20 protein-coding genes and 1 pseudogene are annotated in these 19,875 nt (G+C 72.7%); 8 read left to right on the plus strand and 13 right to left on the minus strand.

Features of this window, described 5'->3' with window-relative positions; translation table 11 throughout:
- Positions 1-58: 58 nt before the first annotated feature.
- Both metC and ACLBYB_RS14680 read right to left on the minus strand, forming a co-directional pair.
- Positions 59-1,249: a cystathionine beta-lyase gene (gene metC / locus ACLBYB_RS14675; RefSeq protein WP_132367446.1), complete on the minus strand. Its 1,191-nt coding sequence runs from the start codon at positions 1,247-1,249 to the stop codon at positions 59-61.
- Between the two features lie 107 nt (positions 1,250-1,356).
- The gene (locus ACLBYB_RS14680) at positions 1,357-1,530 is read right to left on the minus strand and encodes a ribosome modulation factor (protein ID WP_012319140.1); all 174 of its coding nucleotides are present in this window, start codon (positions 1,528-1,530) and stop codon (positions 1,357-1,359) included.
- Between the two features lie 88 nt (positions 1,531-1,618).
- Between ACLBYB_RS14680 and ACLBYB_RS14685 the strand changes: the two genes are divergently transcribed.
- Positions 1,619-1,888, plus strand: coding sequence for a hypothetical protein (locus tag ACLBYB_RS14685; protein ID WP_056532366.1), 270 nt, complete (start codon positions 1,619-1,621; stop codon positions 1,886-1,888).
- Positions 1,889-1,987: 99 nt separating this feature from the next.
- Here the strand turns inward: ACLBYB_RS14685 and ntrC are convergent, their stop codons facing one another.
- The 3 genes from ntrC to dusB are packed head-to-tail and all read right to left on the minus strand — an operon-like array spanning position 1,988 to position 5,676.
- Positions 1,988-3,454 carry a nitrogen regulation protein NR(I) gene (gene ntrC, locus ACLBYB_RS14690; RefSeq protein WP_012319142.1) on the minus strand — a complete coding sequence of 489 codons (1,467 nt, stop codon included), beginning with the start codon at positions 3,452-3,454 and terminating at the stop codon, positions 1,988-1,990.
- A gap of 48 nt (positions 3,455-3,502) precedes the next feature.
- Positions 3,503-4,645: a two-component system sensor histidine kinase NtrB gene (locus ACLBYB_RS14695; protein ID WP_020095410.1), complete on the minus strand. Its 1,143-nt coding sequence runs from the start codon at positions 4,643-4,645 to the stop codon at positions 3,503-3,505.
- Positions 4,642-5,676, minus strand: coding sequence for a tRNA dihydrouridine synthase DusB (dusB, locus tag ACLBYB_RS14700; protein WP_447699197.1), 1,035 nt, complete (start codon positions 5,674-5,676; stop codon positions 4,642-4,644). Before dusB ends, ACLBYB_RS14695 begins: the two co-directional genes overlap by 4 nt.
- A gap of 171 nt (positions 5,677-5,847) precedes the next feature.
- Here dusB and ACLBYB_RS14705 point away from each other — a divergent pair, with 171 nt between their 5' ends.
- Entirely contained in the window at positions 5,848-7,179 is a 1,332-nt protein-coding gene (locus ACLBYB_RS14705; RefSeq protein WP_447699198.1) for a bifunctional 2-C-methyl-D-erythritol 4-phosphate cytidylyltransferase/2-C-methyl-D-erythritol 2,4-cyclodiphosphate synthase, read from the plus strand.
- A gap of 59 nt (positions 7,180-7,238) precedes the next feature.
- Here ACLBYB_RS14705 and ACLBYB_RS14710 read toward each other — a convergent pair whose 3' ends face one another.
- Positions 7,239-7,637, minus strand: a complete 399-nt coding sequence (locus tag ACLBYB_RS14710; RefSeq protein ID WP_020095413.1) for an MAPEG family protein — start codon at positions 7,635-7,637, stop codon at positions 7,239-7,241.
- A gap of 103 nt (positions 7,638-7,740) precedes the next feature.
- Between ACLBYB_RS14710 and ACLBYB_RS14715 the strand changes: the two genes are divergently transcribed.
- Together ACLBYB_RS14715 and ACLBYB_RS14720 are read left to right on the plus strand one after the other, a co-directional pair.
- Positions 7,741-8,238, plus strand: coding sequence for a CinA family protein (locus ACLBYB_RS14715; protein ID WP_447681042.1), 498 nt, complete (start codon positions 7,741-7,743; stop codon positions 8,236-8,238).
- Between the two features lie 77 nt (positions 8,239-8,315).
- Positions 8,316-8,464 (plus strand): annotated as a pseudogene (locus ACLBYB_RS14720) (FAD-dependent oxidoreductase); the annotation flags it as partial.
- Positions 8,465-8,742: 278 nt separating this feature from the next.
- Here ACLBYB_RS14720 and ACLBYB_RS14725 read toward each other — a convergent pair.
- The 7 genes from ACLBYB_RS14725 to ACLBYB_RS14755 form a co-directional block, all read right to left on the minus strand.
- Positions 8,743-9,201, minus strand: coding sequence for a type II toxin-antitoxin system RatA family toxin (locus ACLBYB_RS14725; RefSeq protein WP_020095415.1), 459 nt, complete (start codon positions 9,199-9,201; stop codon positions 8,743-8,745).
- Positions 9,202-9,216: 15 nt separating this feature from the next.
- The gene (lipA, locus tag ACLBYB_RS14730) at positions 9,217-10,200 is read right to left on the minus strand and encodes a lipoyl synthase (RefSeq protein WP_447699199.1); all 984 of its coding nucleotides are present in this window, start codon (positions 10,198-10,200) and stop codon (positions 9,217-9,219) included.
- 134 nt (positions 10,201-10,334) lie between these two features.
- Complete coding sequence (locus ACLBYB_RS14735; protein ID WP_020095417.1) at positions 10,335-11,066, minus strand: MIP/aquaporin family protein; 732 nt, start codon at positions 11,064-11,066, stop codon at positions 10,335-10,337.
- 259 nt (positions 11,067-11,325) lie between these two features.
- Positions 11,326-12,831: a glycerol kinase GlpK gene (glpK, locus tag ACLBYB_RS14740; RefSeq protein ID WP_447699200.1), complete on the minus strand. Its 1,506-nt coding sequence runs from the start codon at positions 12,829-12,831 to the stop codon at positions 11,326-11,328.
- A gap of 55 nt (positions 12,832-12,886) precedes the next feature.
- Entirely contained in the window at positions 12,887-14,419 is a 1,533-nt protein-coding gene (gene glpD / locus ACLBYB_RS14745; RefSeq protein WP_447699201.1) for a glycerol-3-phosphate dehydrogenase, read from the minus strand.
- Positions 14,420-14,502: 83 nt separating this feature from the next.
- Positions 14,503-15,324, minus strand: coding sequence for a DeoR/GlpR family DNA-binding transcription regulator (locus ACLBYB_RS14750; protein ID WP_020095420.1), 822 nt, complete (start codon positions 15,322-15,324; stop codon positions 14,503-14,505).
- Positions 15,325-15,602: 278 nt separating this feature from the next.
- Positions 15,603-15,845 (minus strand): hypothetical protein, encoded by a 243-nt coding sequence (locus ACLBYB_RS14755; RefSeq protein ID WP_043343441.1) that lies wholly within the window; start codon positions 15,843-15,845, stop codon positions 15,603-15,605.
- 207 nt (positions 15,846-16,052) lie between these two features.
- Between ACLBYB_RS14755 and ACLBYB_RS14760 the strand changes: the two genes are divergently transcribed.
- The 4 genes from ACLBYB_RS14760 to ACLBYB_RS14775 form a co-directional block, all read left to right on the plus strand.
- Complete coding sequence (locus ACLBYB_RS14760) at positions 16,053-16,547, plus strand: chemotaxis protein CheW (RefSeq protein WP_447699202.1); 495 nt, start codon at positions 16,053-16,055, stop codon at positions 16,545-16,547.
- Between the two features lie 7 nt (positions 16,548-16,554).
- The gene (locus ACLBYB_RS14765; protein WP_447699203.1) at positions 16,555-18,087 is read left to right on the plus strand and encodes a CheR family methyltransferase; all 1,533 of its coding nucleotides are present in this window, start codon (positions 16,555-16,557) and stop codon (positions 18,085-18,087) included.
- The gene (locus ACLBYB_RS14770; protein WP_427507774.1) at positions 18,087-18,662 is read left to right on the plus strand and encodes a chemotaxis protein CheW; all 576 of its coding nucleotides are present in this window, start codon (positions 18,087-18,089) and stop codon (positions 18,660-18,662) included. The genes ACLBYB_RS14765 and ACLBYB_RS14770 overlap by 1 nt, the downstream gene beginning before the upstream one ends.
- 36 nt (positions 18,663-18,698) lie before the next feature.
- Positions 18,699-19,875, plus strand: a 1,177-nt coding sequence (locus ACLBYB_RS14775) for a methyl-accepting chemotaxis protein (protein ID WP_447699204.1), incomplete at its 3' end; no start/stop codon positions are given.

Below are 19,875 nucleotides of genomic sequence, written 5' to 3' on the forward strand. Positions count from 1 at the left end.
CGCCGCGGGTCCCGGCCCTGAGGTTCGCCGGTCCCCGCCTGTCGTGGACGGGACCGCCCTACGACGCCGCCCGGAGGCGCGCGAAGCCGGCGTCGAGGTCGGCCTTGAGATCGGCGGTGTCCTCGAGGCCGATGTGGAAGCGGAGCGCCGGTCCGCCGGGGGCCCACCGGGTCGCGGTCCGGTAGCCCGCGCAGTCGAACGGGATCACGAGGCTCTCGAAGCCGCCCCAGGAGAAGCCCATCCCGAAGAGCTGCAGCCCGTCGAGCATGGCCGCCACCGCCGCCTCGGGCACCGGCTTGAGGATCACCCCGAACAGACCGGAGGCGCCCGCGAAGTCGCGCTTCCAGATCGCGTGGCCCGGATCCTCCGGCAGGCCGGGATGGAGCACCCGCAGCACCTCGGGCCGCGCCTGGAACCACTGGGCCATCTCCAGCCCGGCGCGGCCGTGCTCGCGCAGCCGCAGGTTCATCGTCCGCAGGCCGCGCAGCGCCAGGAAGATGTCCTCGGCGCCGGCGCACATGGCGAAATGGTCGAAGGTGCGGCGCACGGCCGGGTAGTACCGGGCATTCGCGGAGGTCAGGCCGATCAGCAGGTCCGAGCCGCCGCTCAGGTACTTGGTGCCGGCCTCGACCGCGATGTCGACACCGCGCGCGTGCGGCGGGAACAGCAGCGGCGTCGCCCAGGTATTGTCCATGATCACGCAGGCATCGTGGGCGTGCGCCACCTCGGCGATAGCCGGGATGTCCTGCATCTCGAAGCTCTGAGATCCGGGCGCCTCGACCAGCACGGCCCGGGTGTTCGGGCGCATCAGTTCCGCGATGCCGGCGCCGATGACCGGGTCGTAGTAGGTGATCTCGACGCCGTAGCGCGCCAGCACGCCGTCGCAGAACTGGCGGGTCGGCCGGTAGGCGGAATCGGTGACGAGGAGGTGGTCGCCCGCCGACACCGCGGCCATCAGCGCGACGGTGAGCGCCGCCAGGCCCGAGGGCGTCACGACAGTGCCGGCGGCGCCGGCGAGTTCCGTCCAGGCCCCCGTCAGCGCGTCCATGGTGGGCGTCGCCGAGGTGCCGTAATTGTAGCGCCCGCGCCGGTTCTTGATCGCGTCGTAGGTCGGGTAGAGGACCGTGGAGCCGCGGTAGATCGGCGTGTTCACGAAGCCGTGCTGCTCGCCCGGGTCGCGGCCCGCGTGGACGAGGCGCGTCGCGGGCGCGAAGGTCTGCGTGGCGTCGGGCGAGGGCTTCAGGGACATCGAGGCTCGGAGATCGCGTTGCGGTGCACCGCACGAAGCGCGCCGCGCCCGGCGAGGTCAAGCCGGACGCGCGGGCTCGCAGTGCCGGGCCGCCGCGTTTTCCGCCGTCACGGCTTCTCGGGCGGATCCGAGACCACGGCCTCCTCGTAGGCCTCCATCCACGCGGCGCGCTCCTGGGAGCCCTCCGGATAGGGGCATTCGCTCACGGGCTTCCCGTAGAGGCGCGCGTTGCGGCCCTGGATGAACGGGCTGTCGCTCGCGGTGGCCTGGACGTTGGTCAATATCGCCTCCCGAAGACTTGGAGTGGGGCTTCGTTAACGGCCGCGCCGTAAATCTGTTGCCGTCTCAAGTCGCGTCCCGGGTGGTCGCTTGCGTATCCTGCGTTCCCTCCTCGGCGCCGTCCTCGTCCTCGTCTCGACGGCGACCGTCGCCCTCGTCAGCGCCGACCGGCTCGCCCATCTGGCGCCGGCGCCGGTGGTCCGTGCCGCCCAGGCCGAGCCGTCGGCGACGGGGTCGATCCCGCTTCCGGCGAAGGCCGCACCGGCGCCGAAGCCGGCCGTGCCCAGCATCCCCAACGGGTTCGACACGGAGCGGCTGCACGCGCTGATGCGCGGCGACCCGATCCTGCCGGGCCGCTGAGAGCGGGCCGGAGCGCGCTCATCCCGTTTCGGACCTCATCGCGAGGCGCGTCGGGCGCCTCGGGATGAGGGATCTTGGCCGGATCGGCCTGGGATCGCCCTACCGCGCCGTCCGGAAGACCTGCAGGTCGAGGTCGCGGACCTTCTTGCGCAGGGTGTTGCGGTTGACGCCGAGCAGCTCCGCGGCCCGGATCTGGTTGCCGCGGGTGGCGGCGAGCGCCGCGCCGATCAGCGGGCCTTCGATCTCCCGCAGGATCCGGTGATACAGCCCGGGGGGCGGCAGCGTGTCGCGATAGCCGGAGAAGTAGTCCGAGAGGTGGCGCTCCACCGCGCTGGACAGGGTCTCCGACTCGCCGTTGGCCTTGCGGGCGGCGCCGTTGGCGGCCGGCGCCGCGGGTGTCGCCAGCGGCAGCGTGTCGAGCTCGGCCTCGATCACCGGGCCGGTGATCGTCTCCTGCGGGTAGAGGGCGGCGAGCCGCCGGACGAGGTTCTCGAGCTCGCGGACGTTGCCGGGCCAGCGGTAGCGCTTCAGCCGCTCCATGGCGTCGCCGTCGAGGGTCTTCCGGGTCAGGCCCTCGCGCTCGACCAGCACGAAGAAGTGGCGGACGAGGTCCGGCACGTCCTCGGAGCGCTCGCGCAGGGCCGGAAGCCGCAGCGGCACGACGTTGAGGCGGAAGAACAGGTCCTCGCGGAAGATGCCCTGCTGGATCGAGACCCGCAGGTCCTTGTTGGTGGCCGCGATGATCCGGACGTTGGTGCGGATCGGGACCCGCCCGCCCACCGTCGTGTACTCGCCCTGCTGGAGCACGCGCAGCAGCCGGGTCTGCGCCTCCATGGGCATGTCGCCGATCTCGTCGAGGAACAGCGTGCCGCCCTCGGCCTGCTCGAACCGGCCGGCGGAGCGCTGGAGCGCCCCCGTGAACGCGCCCTTCTCGTGGCCGAACAGCTCGGACTCGATCAGGTCGCGCGGGATCGCCGCCATGTTGACCGGCACGAACGGGCCGGTGCGGCGGCGGCCGTAATCGTGCAGCGCGCGGGCGACCAGCTCCTTGCCGGTGCCCGACTCGCCGGTGATCATCACGGTGAGGTCGGTCGGCATCAGCCGGGCGAGCGCCCGGTAGATCTCCTGCATGGCCGGCGAGCGGCCGACCAGCGGGATGTCCTCGTTCTCGGGGGGCGCCCCGGCCGGCGCCGCGCCGCGGGGGCGCGAGAGCGCCCGGCCCACGATGGCGATCAGCTCCTTCAGGTCGAAGGGCTTCGGCAGGTACTCGTAGGCGCCCCGCTCCGAGGCGCGGATCGCCGTCATGAAGGTGTTCTGCGCGCTCATCACGATGATCGGCAGCTCCGGCCGCACCCGCTTGATGCGCGGCAGCAGGTCGAACACGTTCTCGTCGGGCATGACCACGTCGGTGATGACGAGGTCGCCCTCCCCCTGCGCGACCCAGCGCCAGAGGGTGGCGCAGTTGCCCGTCGAGCGGACCTCGTAGCCCGCCCGGGACAGCGCTTGGTTCAGCACGGTGCGGATGGCGGCGTCGTCGTCGGCGACGATGATGTGGCCGTTCGGCATGACTCTCTACTCAGACCTCCGACGGGGGGCCGGATTCGGGGATCGACATCACGGATCGACCGCCGATTCGCGCCCGTCCCGGGCACTCGACATCGGCAGAAGGATGCGGAACGCCGTGCGGCGCGGGGCGGGATCGCACTCGACGATCCCGCCGTGATCGCCGACGATCTTGGCCACCAAAGCAAGACCCAGGCCGGAGCCCTGCGCCTTGGTGGTGACGAACGGGTCGAACAGGTCGGGCAGCAGGTCGGCCGAGATGCCCGGGCCGTTGTCGCGCACCGCCACCTCGATCGGCAGGCTGACCCGCTCGCGGGAGCCCGGAACCTGCAGGCGCAGGCCGGTGCGGAAGGCGGTCGACAGGGTGATCTCGCCCTCGACCGCGTCCGGGCCGATCGCCTCGGCGGCGTTCTTCACGAGGTTCAGGATCACCTGGATCAGCTGGTCGCGGTTGCCGAGCACCGGCGGCAGCGATGGGTCGTAGGTCTCGATGAACCGGATGTGCCGCGCGAAGCCCGACTGCGCCGAGCGCTTCACCTGGTCGAGCACCCCGTGGACGTTGACGGCGCCGCGATCCGAGGGGCGCTCGTCGCCGAACAGCTCCATGCGCTCGACGATGCGGACGATCCGGTCCGACTCGTCGCAGATCAGGCGGGTGAGCAGCCGGTCCTCCTCGGCGCCGGTGCTCTCGAGGAGCTGCGCCGCGCCGCGGATGCCGGCGAGCGGGTTCTTGATCTCGTGGGCCAGCATCGCGCCGAGCGCCACCATCGAGCGCGCCGCGCCGCGATGGGTGAGCTGGCGGTTCATCTTGTCGGCGATGGTGCGCTCCTGGAGCATCATCACCACGGCCTCGCCGTCGTCGCCGAGCGGCGTCGCGAACACGTCGACGCTGCGCTCCAGGCCGAGGCGCGGCTGGGTCAGTTCGACCCGGTACTCGCTGACGCTCGCGCGGCGCCGTCGGACCTCGGCCACGAGCGCGATGATCGGCGAGGCGAACGGGATGATGTCGCGCAGCCGCCGGCGCTGCATCAGCCGCGCCGAGTAGTCGAAGAACGCCTCCGCGGCGTGGTTGCAGTGGAGGATCTGCTCGTCGGCGCCGATGGTCAGGACCGGCAGCGGCAGCGCGTTCAGGACGGCCTCGGCGGCCGTGTCGCGCCGGGTGCCGGGTTCGCGCGGGAGGGGCTCGTCGCTCACGCGGCCTCCTGCACGGGGTTCGTCGCGCCCGCGAAGGCCTGGGCCAGCAGGTTGAGCGCGATCTCCGGGTCGGTGGTGGTGAGGAGGGTCGCGCGTTCCGCGGAACCCAGCGCGCCGCCGGTCTCGGCGTAGGCGGCGAGGTGCTTGCGGGCGTGGCGCACGCCCATGTCGCGGCCGTACAGCGACAGCAGCCCCGCGTAGTGTTCCGCGGCCAGGGCGGCCTGCGCGGCCCGGGACGGCTCCGCGGCCGGCCGGCCCGCGAGCGCCGCGGCGACTTGGCCGACCAGCCAGGGGCGGCCGGTCGCCGCACGGCCGATCATGACGCCCGCGGCGCCGGAGGCGTCCAGGCAGGCGCGGGCGCTGGCGAGGTCGGTCACGTCGCCGTTGGCGATCACCGGGATCGACACCGCCGCGACGACGGCCCGGATCGCCGACCAGTCGGCGCTGCCCTTGTAGAATTGCTGCCGGGTGCGCCCGTGGACCGTCACGGCGTTCAGGCCCAGCCGCTCGGCCCGGGCGGCGAGATCCGCGGCGTTGCGGCTCGCGTCGTCCCAGCCGAGGCGCATCTTCACCGTCACCGGGACCGACACCGCGCACCGGACCGCGGCGAGCAGGCGCTCGGCGTGGTCGAGGTCGCGCATCAGGGCCGAGCCCGAGGCGATCCCCGTCACGATCTTGGCCGGGCAGCCCATGTTCACGTCGATCACGTCGGCGCCCCCGGCCTCCGCGATCCGGGCGGCCTCCGCCATCGGGCCCGCCTCGCAGCCCGCGAGCTGGACCACGTGCAGGTCGACCCCGGAGCCCTCGGCGCGCATCGCGGCCTCGCCGGACCCGCGCGCGAGTTCCCGGGCCGCCACCATCTCGGAGACGACCGCGTCGGCGCCGCAGCGGCGGGCGATGCGGCGCATGTGCAGGTCGGTGACGCCCGAGAGCGGCGCGAGCAGGCAGAGCGGGGCGGGATCGGTCCCGTTTGCCCCCTCCGCGGTCGCTCCCGCACGGCGCAGCGCGCTCAAATATTGGTCAGTCGTCATTCTGCACAACAATGAGGCAAAGCCGGTCCGCTGGCAAGCGGGACCGCGCGTTGATTTCGGGCCCTCCCCCGCTTAAACGACGGGCACCCTCCGCGGCAGGGTCACGGCGGCACGCCTGGCCCGCGCGCTGGCCGCCATTCCGCCCCTCAGGACGTCACGAGCTCGTTGCCCATGCCCGCCACCGGCACGCCAGCCACCGGACCCGCCAGCGCGGGAGCCGGCGTCGCCGCGGTGGTGGTGGCGGCCGGACGCGGCATCCGCATCGGCGGCGGCACCCCCAAGCAGTACCGCCGCGTCGGCGGCCAGGCGGTCCTCACCCGCACCCTGGCTGCGCTCGCGGCGGACGACGCGATCGCGCGGATCCAGCCTGTGATCGCCGCCGACGCGGCGGAGTTCTTCCGCGACTGCCTGGAGGAGCTCGCGCCCGCGATCCGCGCCAAGATCACGCCGCCGGTCGAGGGCGGCGCGACCCGCCAGCTCTCCGTGCGCGCCGGTCTCGAGGCCCTGGCCGCCGGCGACGCGCCCGAGATCGTGCTCGTCCACGATGCCGCTCGCCCCTACGTGGATTCCGCTTTGATCGCCCGGGCGATCGCGGCCGGCCGCGACCACGGGGCGGCCGTTCCCGGCGTGCCGGTCACCGACACGGTCAAGCGCGTCGTCGACATCGCGCCCGGCATCGGCCGGGTGCACGAGACCCCGCCGCGGGAGCACCTGCGCGCGGTCCAGACACCCCAGGCCTTCGTGTTCGGCCCCCTGCTCGGCGCCCACCGGGACGCCGCCGCGCAGGGCCTCGACGGTTTCACCGACGACGGCGCCCTCGCCGAATGGGCCGGCCTGCCGGTGGTGGTGTTCGCGGGCGACGTCGCCAACCGCAAGATCACCCAGCCCGCCGACCTGATCGAGGCGGACCGCGCCTTCGCGACCGAGACCACCGCATTGCCAGCGCCGGGAGCCCGCGCCATGACCACCTACGTGACCCGCCTCGGCACCGGCTTCGACGTGCACGCCTTCACCACCGGCGACCATGTCTGGCTGGGCGGAGTGAAGATCCCCGCCGACCGCGGCGTGCTCGCCCATTCGGACGGTGACGTCGCGCTGCACGCCCTGACCGACGCCCTGCTCGGGGCCATCGCGGACGGCGATATCGGCACCCACTTCCCGCCCTCCGACGAGCGCTGGCGCGGGGCTTCCTCGGACCAGTTCCTGGCCCATGCCTGCGACCTCGTCCGTGCCCGCGGCGGCCGCATCGACCACCTCGACATCACCGTGCTCGCCGAGGCTCCCCGCATCGGCAAGCACCGCGAGGAGATCCGCGCGCGCATCGCCGCCATCGCGGGCGTCCCGCTCTCGGCGGTCTCCATCAAGGCGACGACCACCGAGAAGCTCGGCTTCGTCGGCCGGGCGGAGGGGCTCGCCGCCCAGGCGGCCGCGACTGTCCGGCTGCCCGAGGAGGACGGCCCCGCCCTCGACGCGCAGGCCGAGACGACGATGCGGCAGGGCTGAGCGGCCAGGGCTGGGCGGCCAGGGCTGGGCGGCCAGGACCGGGCGCGTCGCGCTCGGTGTTAGGCCACCCGCACCAGCAGCGCGATCGCCGCGACGCCCAGGACTGCCATCGTCAGCAGGATGCCGCCGCCCCGGCAGGCGAACTGGCGCGGCGAGTTCGGGGGCGCGAACATCCCGATCGGGTGCAGGATCCGGGCGACCAGCAGGGCGACAAGCAGCGCCCGGACGAGCCCGTGGCTGCCGCCGCTCGCCTCCAGCAGGCCGATGACGATCAGGGCCAGCGGCACGTATTCCGCGAAATTGGCGTGCGAGCGCACGCGCCTGAGGACCGTGTCGTCGCCGCCGTCGCCGAGCAGCACGTTCCCGGAGACGCGGGCCCCGATCACCCATCCCGAGAGGCCCAGGTACACGAGGGCGAGCAGCCCGGCGTAGAAGGCCGTGGTCGCGGGGAAGATCATGGAAGGGCTGTCTCCAGTCGGCGGCCGCCGGTCCTTGAGCCGGGCTCGGCCATGGGTCACAACAGGAGATAGGGCGGCGGCGCCCGAGGGGAGCCCGTTCGCGATGGTCGACGACGCAGAGCTTCTCGCCCGGGCCGAGGCGCTGGTGACCGCCTACGCGGCGGACGGGCGCACCGTCGCCACCGCCGAATCCTGCACGGGCGGCCTCGTGGCCGGGCTGCTCACCGCGGTGCCGGGCTCGTCGGCCGTCCTGGAGCGCGGCTTCGTCACCTACTCGAACGACGCGAAGGCCGAGGCGATCGGTGTGCCCATCGACCTGATCCGCCGGCACGGCGCGGTCAGCGAGCCCGTGGCGCGGGCGATGGCCGCCGGGGCGCTGGCCGCGTCGCGGGCCTCCGTCGCGGTGGCGATCACCGGCATCGCCGGCCCGGGGGGCGGGAGCGCCGAGAAGCCAGTGGGGCTGGTGCATTTCGGCCTCAGTCGGCGAGATGGCGACACGCGCCACCTGGAGCGGCGCTACGGCGATCTCGGGCGCGCGGGCATCCGCCGCGCCGCCGTGGCCGACGCGCTCGGTCTGTTGGAGGACGCCCTCGGCGACTGATCGCGGCACGGGAAGGACGGCCCTCGGGTACGGTGACGACCCGCCTCTGCCTCGTCGGCGGGGGCCCCGCCCGGACGATGGCCGGCCTGCTCTTCGTCCGCGCGAGCCTCGACGTCACCGTTCTGGAGCAGCACGCGGACTTCCTGCGCGACTTCCGCGGCGAGACCATCCACCCCTCCGGCCGATGGACGAGCCGGGCTTCACCGAGCGCTTCCGCGCCCTCCCCCATTCAGTCCCGCGTGATCGCCGCGTCGCTGGCGGCCGACGTGCCGTTCCGGGCGCCGCTCGCCCTGCGCCTCCTCGACGCCCTGCCGCGGCTTCAGGTCCTGCCGGCGCGGAGGATCGGGATGTATGTGCGGCCCGAGCACGTGCGCGTGTCGCTGCGGGCCTGACGCCATCCCTGCGCACCGTCTTTGTGAGCGCAGCGAAGCGATCCAGGGCAACGCCACATTCGGAGGCGTCCCATTTCCCCGGGTCGCTTCACGGCGCGCGCGAGGACGGCGGCTAAGCCCGCGCCCCGTACATCCGGTTCGCCCGCCCCTCGAAGGCGTCGGTGAACTTGCGGAAGGCGCGGTCGAACATCGTGCCCATGAGGAGCCCCAGGGTGCGGCTCTTGAACTCGTAGGTGATGAAGAAGTCGACGTTGCAGCCGCCGTCGGGGCCGTCCTTGAACAGCCAGCGGTTCTCCAGGTGCCGGAACGGGCCGTCGATGTACTCGGCGACGATCTTGAGACTCGCCGGATCGAGGGTGACCCGGGTGGTGAAGCGCTCGCGGATCGCCTTGTAGCCGACGCCCATCTCGGCGATCAGCACCTGCCCGCCCTCGGGCATGTCCTGCCGACGGATCACCCGCAGGGATTCGCAGAGCGGCAGGAACTCGGGGTAGCGCTCCACGTCGGCGACGAGGTCGTACATCTGCTGCGGCGTGTGCTTCACCGCGCGGGTGACCCGGAAGGACGGCATGGTCTTCGGATATCCTCAGGCCGAGAGCGCGGGCGACAGTTTGGCCAGACGCGCCGCCTGCAAACGCGCGAAATCCTCGCCGGCATGGTGCGACGAGCGCGTGAGCGGCGTGGCCGAGACCAGCAGGAAACCCTTGGCGTAGGCGGTGGTCTCGTAGGCCTTGAACTCGTCGGGGGGGACGAAGCGCACGACCTCGTGGTGCTTCTTCGACGGCTGCAGGTACTGGCCGATGGTGAGGAAGTCGACTTCGGCCGAGCGCAGGTCGTCCATGAGCTGGAGCACCTCGTTCCGCTCCTCGCCGAGCCCGACCATGATGCCGGACTTGGTGAAGATCGTCGGGTCGAGCTCCTTCACCCGCTGCAGCAGGCGCACCGAGTGGAAGTAGCGGGCACCCGGCCGCACCGTGAGGTACTTGGCCGGCACCGTCTCCAGGTTGTGATTGAACACGTCGGGCTTGGCGGCGACCACGACCTCCAGCGCCCCGTCCTTGCGCAGGAAGTCGGGCGTCAGGATCTCGACGGTCGTGCCGGGGCTCGCGAGCCGGATGGCCGCGATGGTCCGGGCGAAATGCTCGGCGCCGCCGTCCTTCAGGTCGTCCCGGTCCACCGAGGTGATGACCACGTGGTGCAGGCCGAGCTTGGCCACCGAATCGGCGATCTTGTCCGGCTCGCCCAGGTCGAGGGCGTCGGGCAGGCCGGTGCGCACGTTGCAGAAGGCGCAGGCCCGCGTGCAGGTGTCGCCCATGATCATGAAGGTGGCGTGCCGCTTCTCCCAGCACTCGCCGATATTCGGGCAGCCCGCCTCCTCGCAGACCGTGACCAGACCGTGCTCGCGCACGATCTTCTGCGTCTCGGACCAGGCCCTGGAGCCGGGCGCCTTCACGCGGATCCAGTCCGGCTTCTTGGCCTGGACGGGCTGGTCGGGCCGGTGCGCCTTCTCGGGGTGGCGCAGGCGGACCGGCCGCGGATCGTTCTTCAGGGTGTCGAGGACGACGGCCATGGGTCGGGGGCACACCGCGGGGAGGCGCCCCAGGGGCGCGGTCGGGATCGCCCTGACTTAAGGCCCAAGGCCGCGCGCCGCAAACCGCCGCGACGCCGGGCCGCCCCGCGGTGGTTGAGGGTGCGGCCGTTCCGTCAGATCCCCAGCGCCCGGACGAAGAGCCCGGCCAGCACCGCCCCGACCAGGGGCGCGGCCACCGGGATCAGCGCGTAGCCCCAGTCGGAGCTGCCCTTGCCGGCGATCGGCAGCACCGCGTGGGCGACGCGCGGCCCGAGGTCGCGGGCCGGATTGATGGCGTAGCCGGTGGTGCCGCCGAGCGACAGGCCGATGCCCCAGACCAGCATGCCGACCATGTAGGGCGCGACGGCCCGCGGGATCGCGCCGGCCGAGCCCAGTGTGGTGGTCACGAGGGCGGAGATCGTCAGGATCAGGAAGAAGGTCGCGATGATCTCGGAGATCCAGTTGGCCTTCGCGTCGCGGATCGCCGGGCCGGTGCAGAAGCAGGCGAGCTTGAGGCCGGGATCCTGGGTCGCGCCCCAGTGCGGCAGGTAGTGAAGCCAGACGAGCACGGCGCCCACGAAGGCACCGAGCATCTGGGCCGGGATGTAGACGGGGATCTTGCTGAAATCGCCGGAACTGACCGCGCCCGCCACGGTGACGGCCGGGTTGATATGGGCGTCGGCGCTCCCGGTGGCGTTGGCCACGAAGACGCCCGCGAGGACCGCGAAGGCCCAGCCCGCCGTGATAGCGATCCAGCCGGCATTCTCGCCCTTGGAATGCTTGAGCAGGGCGCCGGCCACGACGCCGTCGCCGAGCACGATCAGGGTCATGGTGCCCAGGAATTCGCCCAGGAAGGGTGATGTCATCGTCTCGTCTCCCCCGTTCGCTGCTTTTTGTGAAAGTTCAAAGCTTTGGCGAGCGCGTGAACGCCGGTGGCGGTCACCGAATGGTTACGCAGATCGTGGCCGGCGCCCTCTCCTGCGGTACCGGAGCGCCTCGGAGGCCTCTTCGAAGGCCTCCGGGGATCCCGCGGCGATCTGGAGCCCTTCTTCGAGGCCGCCGCGCAGCGGCTCCGGATGCGGGCGCGAGTGGGACTGCGCGGGGCGTGTGCGCCCCGAGCCCGTCTCAATCCTCGTCGGTCTTCCAGTCGAAGGAGCGCTGCACAGCCCGGCTCCAGGCGGCGGCGATCTTCTCGCGCTGGCCGGCATCCATCTTCGGCGTCCAGCGCTTGTCGACGCCCCAGTTGCGCTTGAGGTCGTCGAGGCCCTTCCAGTAGCCGACCGCGAGACCCGCCGCGTAGGCTGCGCCGAGCGCCGTGGTCTCGGCCACCTTCGGGCGCACCACCGGCACGTCGAGCAGGTCGGACTGGAACTGCATCAGGGTGTTGTTGGCGACCATGCCGCCGTCGGCCCGCAACTCCTTGACGGGGATGCCGGAATCCTTGGCCATGGCCTGCAGCACCTCGCGGGTCTGGAAGGCGGTCGCCTCCAGCACCGAGCGGGCGATGTGGCCGCGGTTGACGTAGCGGGTCAGGCCGATGATCAGGCCGCGGGCGCCCTCGTTCCAGTGCGGCGCGTAGAGGCCCGAGAAGGCCGGCACGAAGTAGACGCCGCCGTTGTCCTCGACCGTCGTGGCGAGCGTCTCGACCTCGGCGGAATCCTTGATCATGTGCAGGTTGTCGCGCAGCCACTGCACCAGGGCGCCAGTGATGGCGATCGAGCCTTCAAGCGCGTAGGCCGGCTTCTGGCCGTCGAGGCGGTAGGCCAGCGTGGTGACGAGGCCGGCCTTCGACGGGACCGGCTCCTCGCCGGTGTTCATCAGCGCGAAGCAGCCGGTGCCGTAGGTGTTCTTGGCCTCGCCCGGCGCGAAGCAGGTCTGGCCGAACAGGGCCGCCTGCTGGTCGCCCAGGATGCCGGCGATCGGCACGCCCGCGAACGGAGCCCTGGTCTCGCCGTAGACCTCGCTCGACGAGACGATCTTCGGCAGCATCGCCCGCGGGATGCCGAAGGTCGTCAGCATGCCCTCGTCCCAGTCGAGGGTCTTCAGCGACATGAGCTGCGTGCGGCTGGCGTTGGTCACGTCGGTGACGTGGAGGCCGCCCTCGGTGCCGCCGGTCAGGTTCCAGACGAGCCACGTGTCGATGTTGCCGAACAGCACGTCCCCGGCCTCGGCCTTCTGCCGGGCGCCCTCGACGTGGTCGAGCAGCCAGCGCAGCTTGAGGCCGGAGAAGTAGCTCGCTAGCGGCAGGCCGGTGAGATCGCGGAACCGGTCGCGGCCGCCGTCGCGGGCGAACTCGCCCACCAGCCGGTCGTTGCGGGTGTCCTGCCAGACCAGGGCGTTGTGCAGGGGCTTGCCGGTCGTCCGGTCCCAGATCAGCGTGGTCTCGCGCTGGTTGGTGATGCCGACTGCCGCGAGGTCGGAGGGCTGGAGCCCGCCCTTCTCCAGGGCCTCGCGCATCACGCTCTGGGTCTTCGTCCAGATCTCCGTGGCGTCGTGCTCGACGTGGCCGGGAGCCGGGTAGATCTGCGCGTGCTCGGCCTGGGCGAGCGCGATCACGCTGCCCTCCCGGTCGAACACGATGAAGCGGCTGCTGGTTGTGCCCTGGTCGATGGCCCCGACGTAACGGCTCATCGTTCCCTCCCCTAGATGGCCCGACCGGTCTGTCGCCGGATCGGGTTCGAAAGCGTCAGGCGGCCTCGGCCCTGCGGTCGAGGTAGGCGGCGAGGCGCGCGGCGCTCTCCGCGCCGGTGCGCAGACCGAGCTTGGAGCGCCGCCACAGGATGTCGTCGGCGGTGACCGCCCACTCCTCGGTGCGCAGGTAGTCGACCTCGGCCGCCGTGAGGCCGCCGTCGAAGGCCTCGCCGAGATCCGCCATGGACTGCGCCGTCCCGACGATGTCCCGGGCCCGGGTGCCGTAGGCGCGGGCGAGGCGGCGGGCGGTCTCCTCCGGCAGGAACGGCGTCTCGGCCCGCAGCTTGGCGAGGAACTGGTCGAAATCGGCGTCCTTCATGGCGCCGCCCGGCAGGACCGCGTCGCCGGTCCAGGACTTCCCGAGGTGCGGGAAGTAGGGCTTCAGCTTCTCGAGCGCGTGCTCGGCGAGCCGCCGGTAGGTCGTGATCTTGCCGCCGAAGACCGACAGCACCGCAGCCGCCCCGCCCTGGTCCTCCACGTCGAGGACGTAGTCGCGGGTCACGGCCGACGCGTTCTCGGCCGCGTCGTCGTAGAGCGGGCGCACGCCCGAGTAGCTCCAGACCACGTCGGCCGGGGTGATCGTCGTGTCGAAGGAGCGGTTGATGCAGCCGCAGAGGTAGTCGGTCTCGCTCTCGGAGATCGAGACCGGGCCGGGCTCGCCCTCGTAGGGGACGTCGGTGGTGCCGATCAGCGTGAAGTCGCGCTCGTAGGGGATCGCGAAGATGATGCGCTTGTCCGGCTGCTGCAGGATGTAGGCCTGATCGCCCGCGAACAGGCGCTTGACCACGATGTGGCTGCCCTTGATCAGCCGCACCGCCGCGCGGCTGTTGATGCCGAGCGTGCCGCCGAGCGTCTCGCTGACCCACGGGCCGGCGGCGTTGACGACGGCCTTCGCGTGGACCGTCCGCTCGGTGCCGCCGCGCTCGTCGCGCAGCGTCGCGACCCAGCCGTCACCCTCGCGCCGGGCCGAGACGACACCGGTGCGGGTCATCACCGTGGCGCCGCGCTCTCGGGCGTCCATGGCGTTGAGCACCACGAGGCGGCTGTCCTCGACCCAGCAGTCGGAATAGACGAAGCCGCGCTTCAGGCGCCGCTGCAGCGGCGCCCCGTAGGCGGAGCTGCGCAGGTCGACCCCGTGCGAGCCCGGGAGCGTGCGCAGCCGCGCGAGGTGATCGTAGAGGAACAGGCCGAGCCGCAGCATCCAGGCCGGGCGCAGGCCCTCGTCGTGGGGCAGGACGAAGCGCAGGGGCCAGATCACGTGCGGGGCGAGCCGCAGCAGCCGCTCGCGCTCGGCGAGCGCCTCACGCACGAGGCGGAACTCGTAGTATTCGAGGTAGCGCAGGCCGCCGTGGATCAGCTTCGTCGACGACGAGGAGGTGAAGCCGGCCAGGTCACCGCGCTCGGCCAGCAGGACCGACAGACCCCGGCCGGCCGCGTCCCGGGCGATGCCCGTGCCGTTGATGCCGCCGCCGATGATCAGGAGATCGTAGGCGTCGGACGGCTCGCGCTGTCGCGGTGCAGCCGCCATGGTTCCTCCTGGGCCGCCTTGGTGGCGGTTCGGCACTATATTGACGCGGCGGTCGGCTTTCGCAAGCGAAAAATCGATGTTCGTTACGGTTCGTCCGCGCTGTCGGCGACCGCCAGGTTGACACCCAGGCGCTCCATGAGCGCGACGATCTCGGCCGGTGGCGCCCGGTCGGTGAAGAAGGTGTCGACCTGCTCCAGGCGCCCGACCTGGACCATGGGCCGCCGCGTGAACTTGGTGTGGTCGGCCACCAGGAAGGTTTTCCGGGCATGGGCCAGGATGGTCTGGGTCGCCCGCACCTCCTCGTAATCGTAGTCGAGGAGCGCCCCGTCGCCGTCGATGCCGCTGATGCCGATCACCGCCACGTCGACCCGGAACTGGCTGAGCGTGTCGCAGGTGAGCTGACCCAGCACCGCGCCGTCGCGGTTCCGCACGGTGCCGCCCGCCACGACGATGCGGAACTCGGTCGTCTCGGCGAGCGAGATCGCCACGTTGAGGTTGTTGGTGATGATGCTGAGATCGTCGTGTCGGGTCAGCTCGCGGGCGACGGCCTCCGGTGTCGTGCCGATGTTGATGAAGACCGAGCAGTGCGACGGGATGCGGCTCGCCGCGAGGCGGCCGATCCGGCTCTTCTCCGGCAGCAGGGTCACCCGCCGGTCCGCGTAATCGATGTTCTCGACGCTGGAGGGCAGGCCGCCGCCGCCGCGGTAGCGCTCCAGCCGCCCCTCGGCGCTCAGCTCGTTGAGGTCGCGCCGGATCGTCTGGACGGTGACGCCGAACTGCGCCGCCAGGGCCTCGATCGTCACGAAGCCGCGCTGGCGGACCGAGGCGACGATCGCGCTGCGCCGCCCCTCGACACCGGTCGCCTCGATCCTGTCGTCGGATCTCCGGTCGAGCGGTCGTGACATCGATACTCCCTCGCCTTCGTGAGGCCGTCGCACCGCTGTACTGATTGCCGGGCGATGTTCGTTTGCGAACATGTTCGGGCGTCGCGGCTATCGCGCAACTCTGGACCGCGCCGCGCCGGCCGGCAACCGTCGGACGGCACGCGTCGTCCGGACTGCACTATGCTTCAGGCCCGCGCGACCGGCACTTCGCCTGCGACCGGGCATAAAAAAGGCCTGCCGCGGGTGCGACAGGCCGAGCCACCCGGACGACGCCTGCGGCGCGCCCCGGTGTTCGCCACTCACATGTGGTGGCGCATCCGGCGATGATGCTTCATCCGCTTGTGCTTCATGCGCTTGCGCATCGTCGGACGCGCGGCCGGAGCAGCTCCCTGCTCCATCGCGGCCGCCTCGCCGGCGCGCTCCAGGCCGCCGCGCGGGCCGCCGGCCTGAGCGCCCGAGGCGTTGTAGGGCGAGTTGCCCTGGGCGTAGGCGGAGCCCGCGAGGAGCGTCAGCGACGCGGCGGCCAACAGAAGTTTCCTCATCGTCAATCCCTGGCGTAGACCGGCGCAGGCAAAGCGCCGCGCCTCGTCAGGCGCGTTGCCGCTGCGTCGGAAAATAAGCGGCTCAGGCGAGACTTGGTTCCGCGTCATCGCGCCCGTGCGGCGCACAATTGCCGGCAGCGTTAACTCGGCCTATGTCGCGACCCGTCCCGGCCCGGCCGCGACCGAGCAACAGGGGAGCGGGTGGCGGTGGCCAGCAGCGGTTCGGCCTATCTCCTGCTGGATGTCGCGGGCACGGCCTGCGCCCTGCCCCGCGGCGCGGTCGCCGAGATCCTGCCGCTGCCGGATCTGCACGCGCCGCCCGCTTCCGGCAGCTGGCTCAGCGGATTCCTCAATCTCGGCGGCACGCCGGTCCCGGTCGTCGACCTCGCGGCGCTGCTCGGCCTGCGCCCGGCCGGCGCGACGCCCGGTCTCTACGCCCATCTCGCGCTGATGCAGGGCGAGGCCGTCGCGTACCTCGTCGATCGCGTGGCGGACCTCGCGACCGTCCCGGATCCCGCGATCCGGCCGGCCGAGGCGGCCGACACGCTCAACGGCTGCGTCGCGGCCGAGCTCGTCCTCGGCGAGCGCCTCGTCCACGCTCTGGCGCCGGAGCGCCTCCTGACCGTGCAGGAACGGGCCCGCGTCGACGCCCTGGCCCGGGCGGCCGCCGAACGTCTCGCCGCGCTGCCGCACGCCGTCTGACCGCGCGATGGCCCGACCGGGGAATCCCCGTCCCGACCTGAGTGCCGATCCCGCCTACGCGCCGCTCAAGGCGCGGATCATCGCGCGCACCGGCCACCACTACTACGCCGACAAGGACGAGCTGCTGATCGAGCGGCTGCACCGCCGGTTCCGCGCCGCCGCCGTGGCCGACTGCGCCGCCTACGCGGCCCTTCTGTCGAGCGGCGCTGAAGGCGAGGCGGAATGGGCCCGGCTGGAGGCCGAGATCACCGTCGGCGAGACGTTCTTCTTCCGCTACGCCGAGCAGTTCAGCGCGCTGCGCGCGACGATCCTGCCGGCGCTGATCGCGGCGCGGGCGTCCGAGCGCGTCCTCCGGATCTGGAGCGCGGGCTGCTCCACCGGGGCCGAGGCCTATTCCCTGGCGATCCTGGTGCACGAGCTGCTCGGCGACGCCCTGCCCGAGTGGCGGGTGGCGATCCTCGGCACCGACATCAGCGTCGAGGCGCTCGCCACGGCCCGCGCCGCCGAGTACGGCCGCTGGGCGCTCCGGACCATGCCGCCGGAGGACCGGCTCCGCTACTTCACCCGGCTGCCGCCCGCGCCGGGCATCCGGCGCGAGGGCGGCTACGCCCTCCGGCCCGAATACCGCGGTCCGGTCCGGTTCGAGCGCGGCAACCTGCTGAGCCTCGTCGAGCCGGGGCCGCCGCAGGGCGAGCCCTTCGACCTGATCCTCTGCCGGAACGTGCTGATCTACTTCGATGCCCGGACGGTCGCCGCGGTGGTGCGCGGGCTGGGCCGCAGGCTGCGGCCGGAGGGCTGGCTGCTCCTCGGCCACGCCGAGCCGAGTCCCGCCTTCGCGAGCTTCCTCGACGCCGTCAGCCTGCCCGGGACCGTGGCCTACCGACCGCGCGCCGAGGCGCCGCCGGTCGCGCCATCGGTCGACCTGTCCGGTGGGCCCGCACCGGACCCCGTCCCTCCGGCGCGACAGGCGACGGAGCCGCCCCCGGCGAATCCTGGCCCGGGCCAGTCCGGGGCCGCAGAGGCTGACGCCGCGGCCGTTCCCGCCCCGGACCCGGTCGCCGCACCCGGCACCGGTCCGGCTCCCGCAGCGCCCGAGACCCGGGAGGACCGGCCGGAAGAGGAGGACGCCGTCGACCTCGACCGGATCCGCGCGCTGGCCGATTCCGGCGAGACCGGAGCGGCCTGGCGGGCGCTGCGGGGCGCCCTGGACCGCGATCCGACCGACACCGCCCTGCGCTTCTACGAGGGTCTCCTGGCCCGCACCCTCGGACGCGACGCCGAGGCCGAGCGGGCGCTGCGGGCCGCGCTCTACCTCGACCGCGGTTTCGTGATGGCCCACTACCACCTCGGCCTGCTGCTGATCGCGCTGCGACGGCCGCACGAGGCGCTCCGCGCCCTCGACAACGCCGTCGCCTTGAGTCAAGCCCTCGGGCCGGACACGGCGCTGCCCGAGGGCGACGGCGCCTCCGCGGGCGAGATCGCGGCCAGCGCGGCCGCGGCCCGCGCCGCGCTCGGCGGCGCCGGCAGCAGGAGGTCCTGATGGGCACAGGCCCGAGTGCACAGGGCGGCCGTCCGCGGCCGGAGCGGGACCTGCGCGCCGAGCGCGCCGCCGCCCTCGCCCGGCGCGGTGCCGCGGCGGCCGCGACCGATTCGGGCGTCGATCACCTCGTCTGCGCCTGCGGCGGCGAGCGCTACGGCGTGCCGCTGGCGGCCGTCGCCCAGGTCCTGCCGTCGCGCCCCGCCACGCCGATGCCCGGGGCGGTGCCGGCGCTGGACGGTCTCGTCGCCCTGTCCGGGCGGATCGTCGGCGTGCTCAGCCTCGCCCGGGCCCTCGGCCGGCCGGATCCCGCGTCCGACGCCGACGCGGCGGCGGGCCACATGATCGTGCTGCGCGGCGTCCACCCCCAGCCCCTCGCCCTCGCGGTGGACCGGGTCCTGGGCATCGCCCGGGCCCCTGGCGCGGTCGCCGCGGCCGGCGCCGAGGCGGCCGATCCCGACCGCTTGGGCAACGAGGCCGCCTCGGTCTATGCCCCGGCCTCCGGGGCGGCGGGCGACGGCCGTCCCGACTTCGTCGTCATCGACCTCCCCCGCCTCCTGCGCCGCGCGCTGCCCTGACCGGGCCGTCTGCCACAACCGGAGCCATCCCCGCCCGTGTCGCTCTCGATCGGAAAACGCATCCTCCTCGGCTTCTTCGCCATCACGGTGGTGGTGGTGGCGCTCGGCCTCTACGCCCTGGAGCAGATCGGCGCGGTGCGCGACACGACCGACGCGATCGTCCGGCGGGACATGACGATCCTGCGCCAGCTCGACGATCTCGGGAACGACGCGCGCGACCTCGGTCTCCTGCGCCGCACGGCCGTGATCACGATGCTGATGCAGGTTCAGGGGCGCGCGACCCAGGCCGGCGACACCCTGGCGGCCTGGCGCCAGACCGCGGCCCAGGTCGAGAACCGGCTCGCCACGACGATCCAGCTCGCCACCCAGTACCGGACGCAGGTCGTATCCGCCGAGCGCGTCGCGGCCTGGGACCGCATCGCCGCGGCGGCGACCGCGGTCCAGGGCTCGTTCCGCGAGGTTAAGGCGCAGGGCGAGGCGCAGTTCGCCGCCATCGCCCAGCAGGACGTCGCGGCGGTCGAGGCCCGCAACGCGGAGATCGCGCGGCTGCAGGCACCCTTCCTCGAGGGGATCAAGAACCTCCGCTCGCAGCTCGACGGCGGCATGGCGCTGGGCCAGCGCGCCGCGCAGGAGGTCTACGAGCGCTCGCGCCTCTCGATCTACCTGACCCTGGCCGCCGCGGTGCTGCTGGCGGTCCTGATCACGTGGCTGATCAGCCGCGCGGTGGTGCGGCCGCTCGAGACGGTCATGGCCTTCGTCGGCCGCGTCGGCGAGGGTGACCTGTCCGGCCAGCTGGCGGCCGGCGGGCGCGACGAGATCGGCCGTCTGAGCACGACGCTGAACACGATGGTCTCGGGTCTGTCGGACTTGGCGCGGACGAACCGGGCGGCGACGGCGGACCTGAACGCGGCCGCGGCCGAGATCCGCGCCTCGGCGCAGGAGCAGGCCGCCTCGGTCGAGCAGCAGTTCGCCGCCGTGCAGGAGACCGCCGCCACGGTGGACGAGATCACCCATTCGGGGGCGCAGATCTCCAAGCGCGCCACCGAGGTGATCGCCACCGCCCAGGCCACCGCCCAGACCTCGCGACAGGGGCTGCGCGCGGTGTCCGACACCGCCAAGGCCATGGACGCGATCCGCGAGCAGGCGGAGGCGGTGGCGGGCAACATCGTCAGCCTGTCGGAGAAGACCCAGACGATCGGCGACATCATCGAGA

The organism is Methylobacterium sp. D54C (assembly GCF_053345595.1).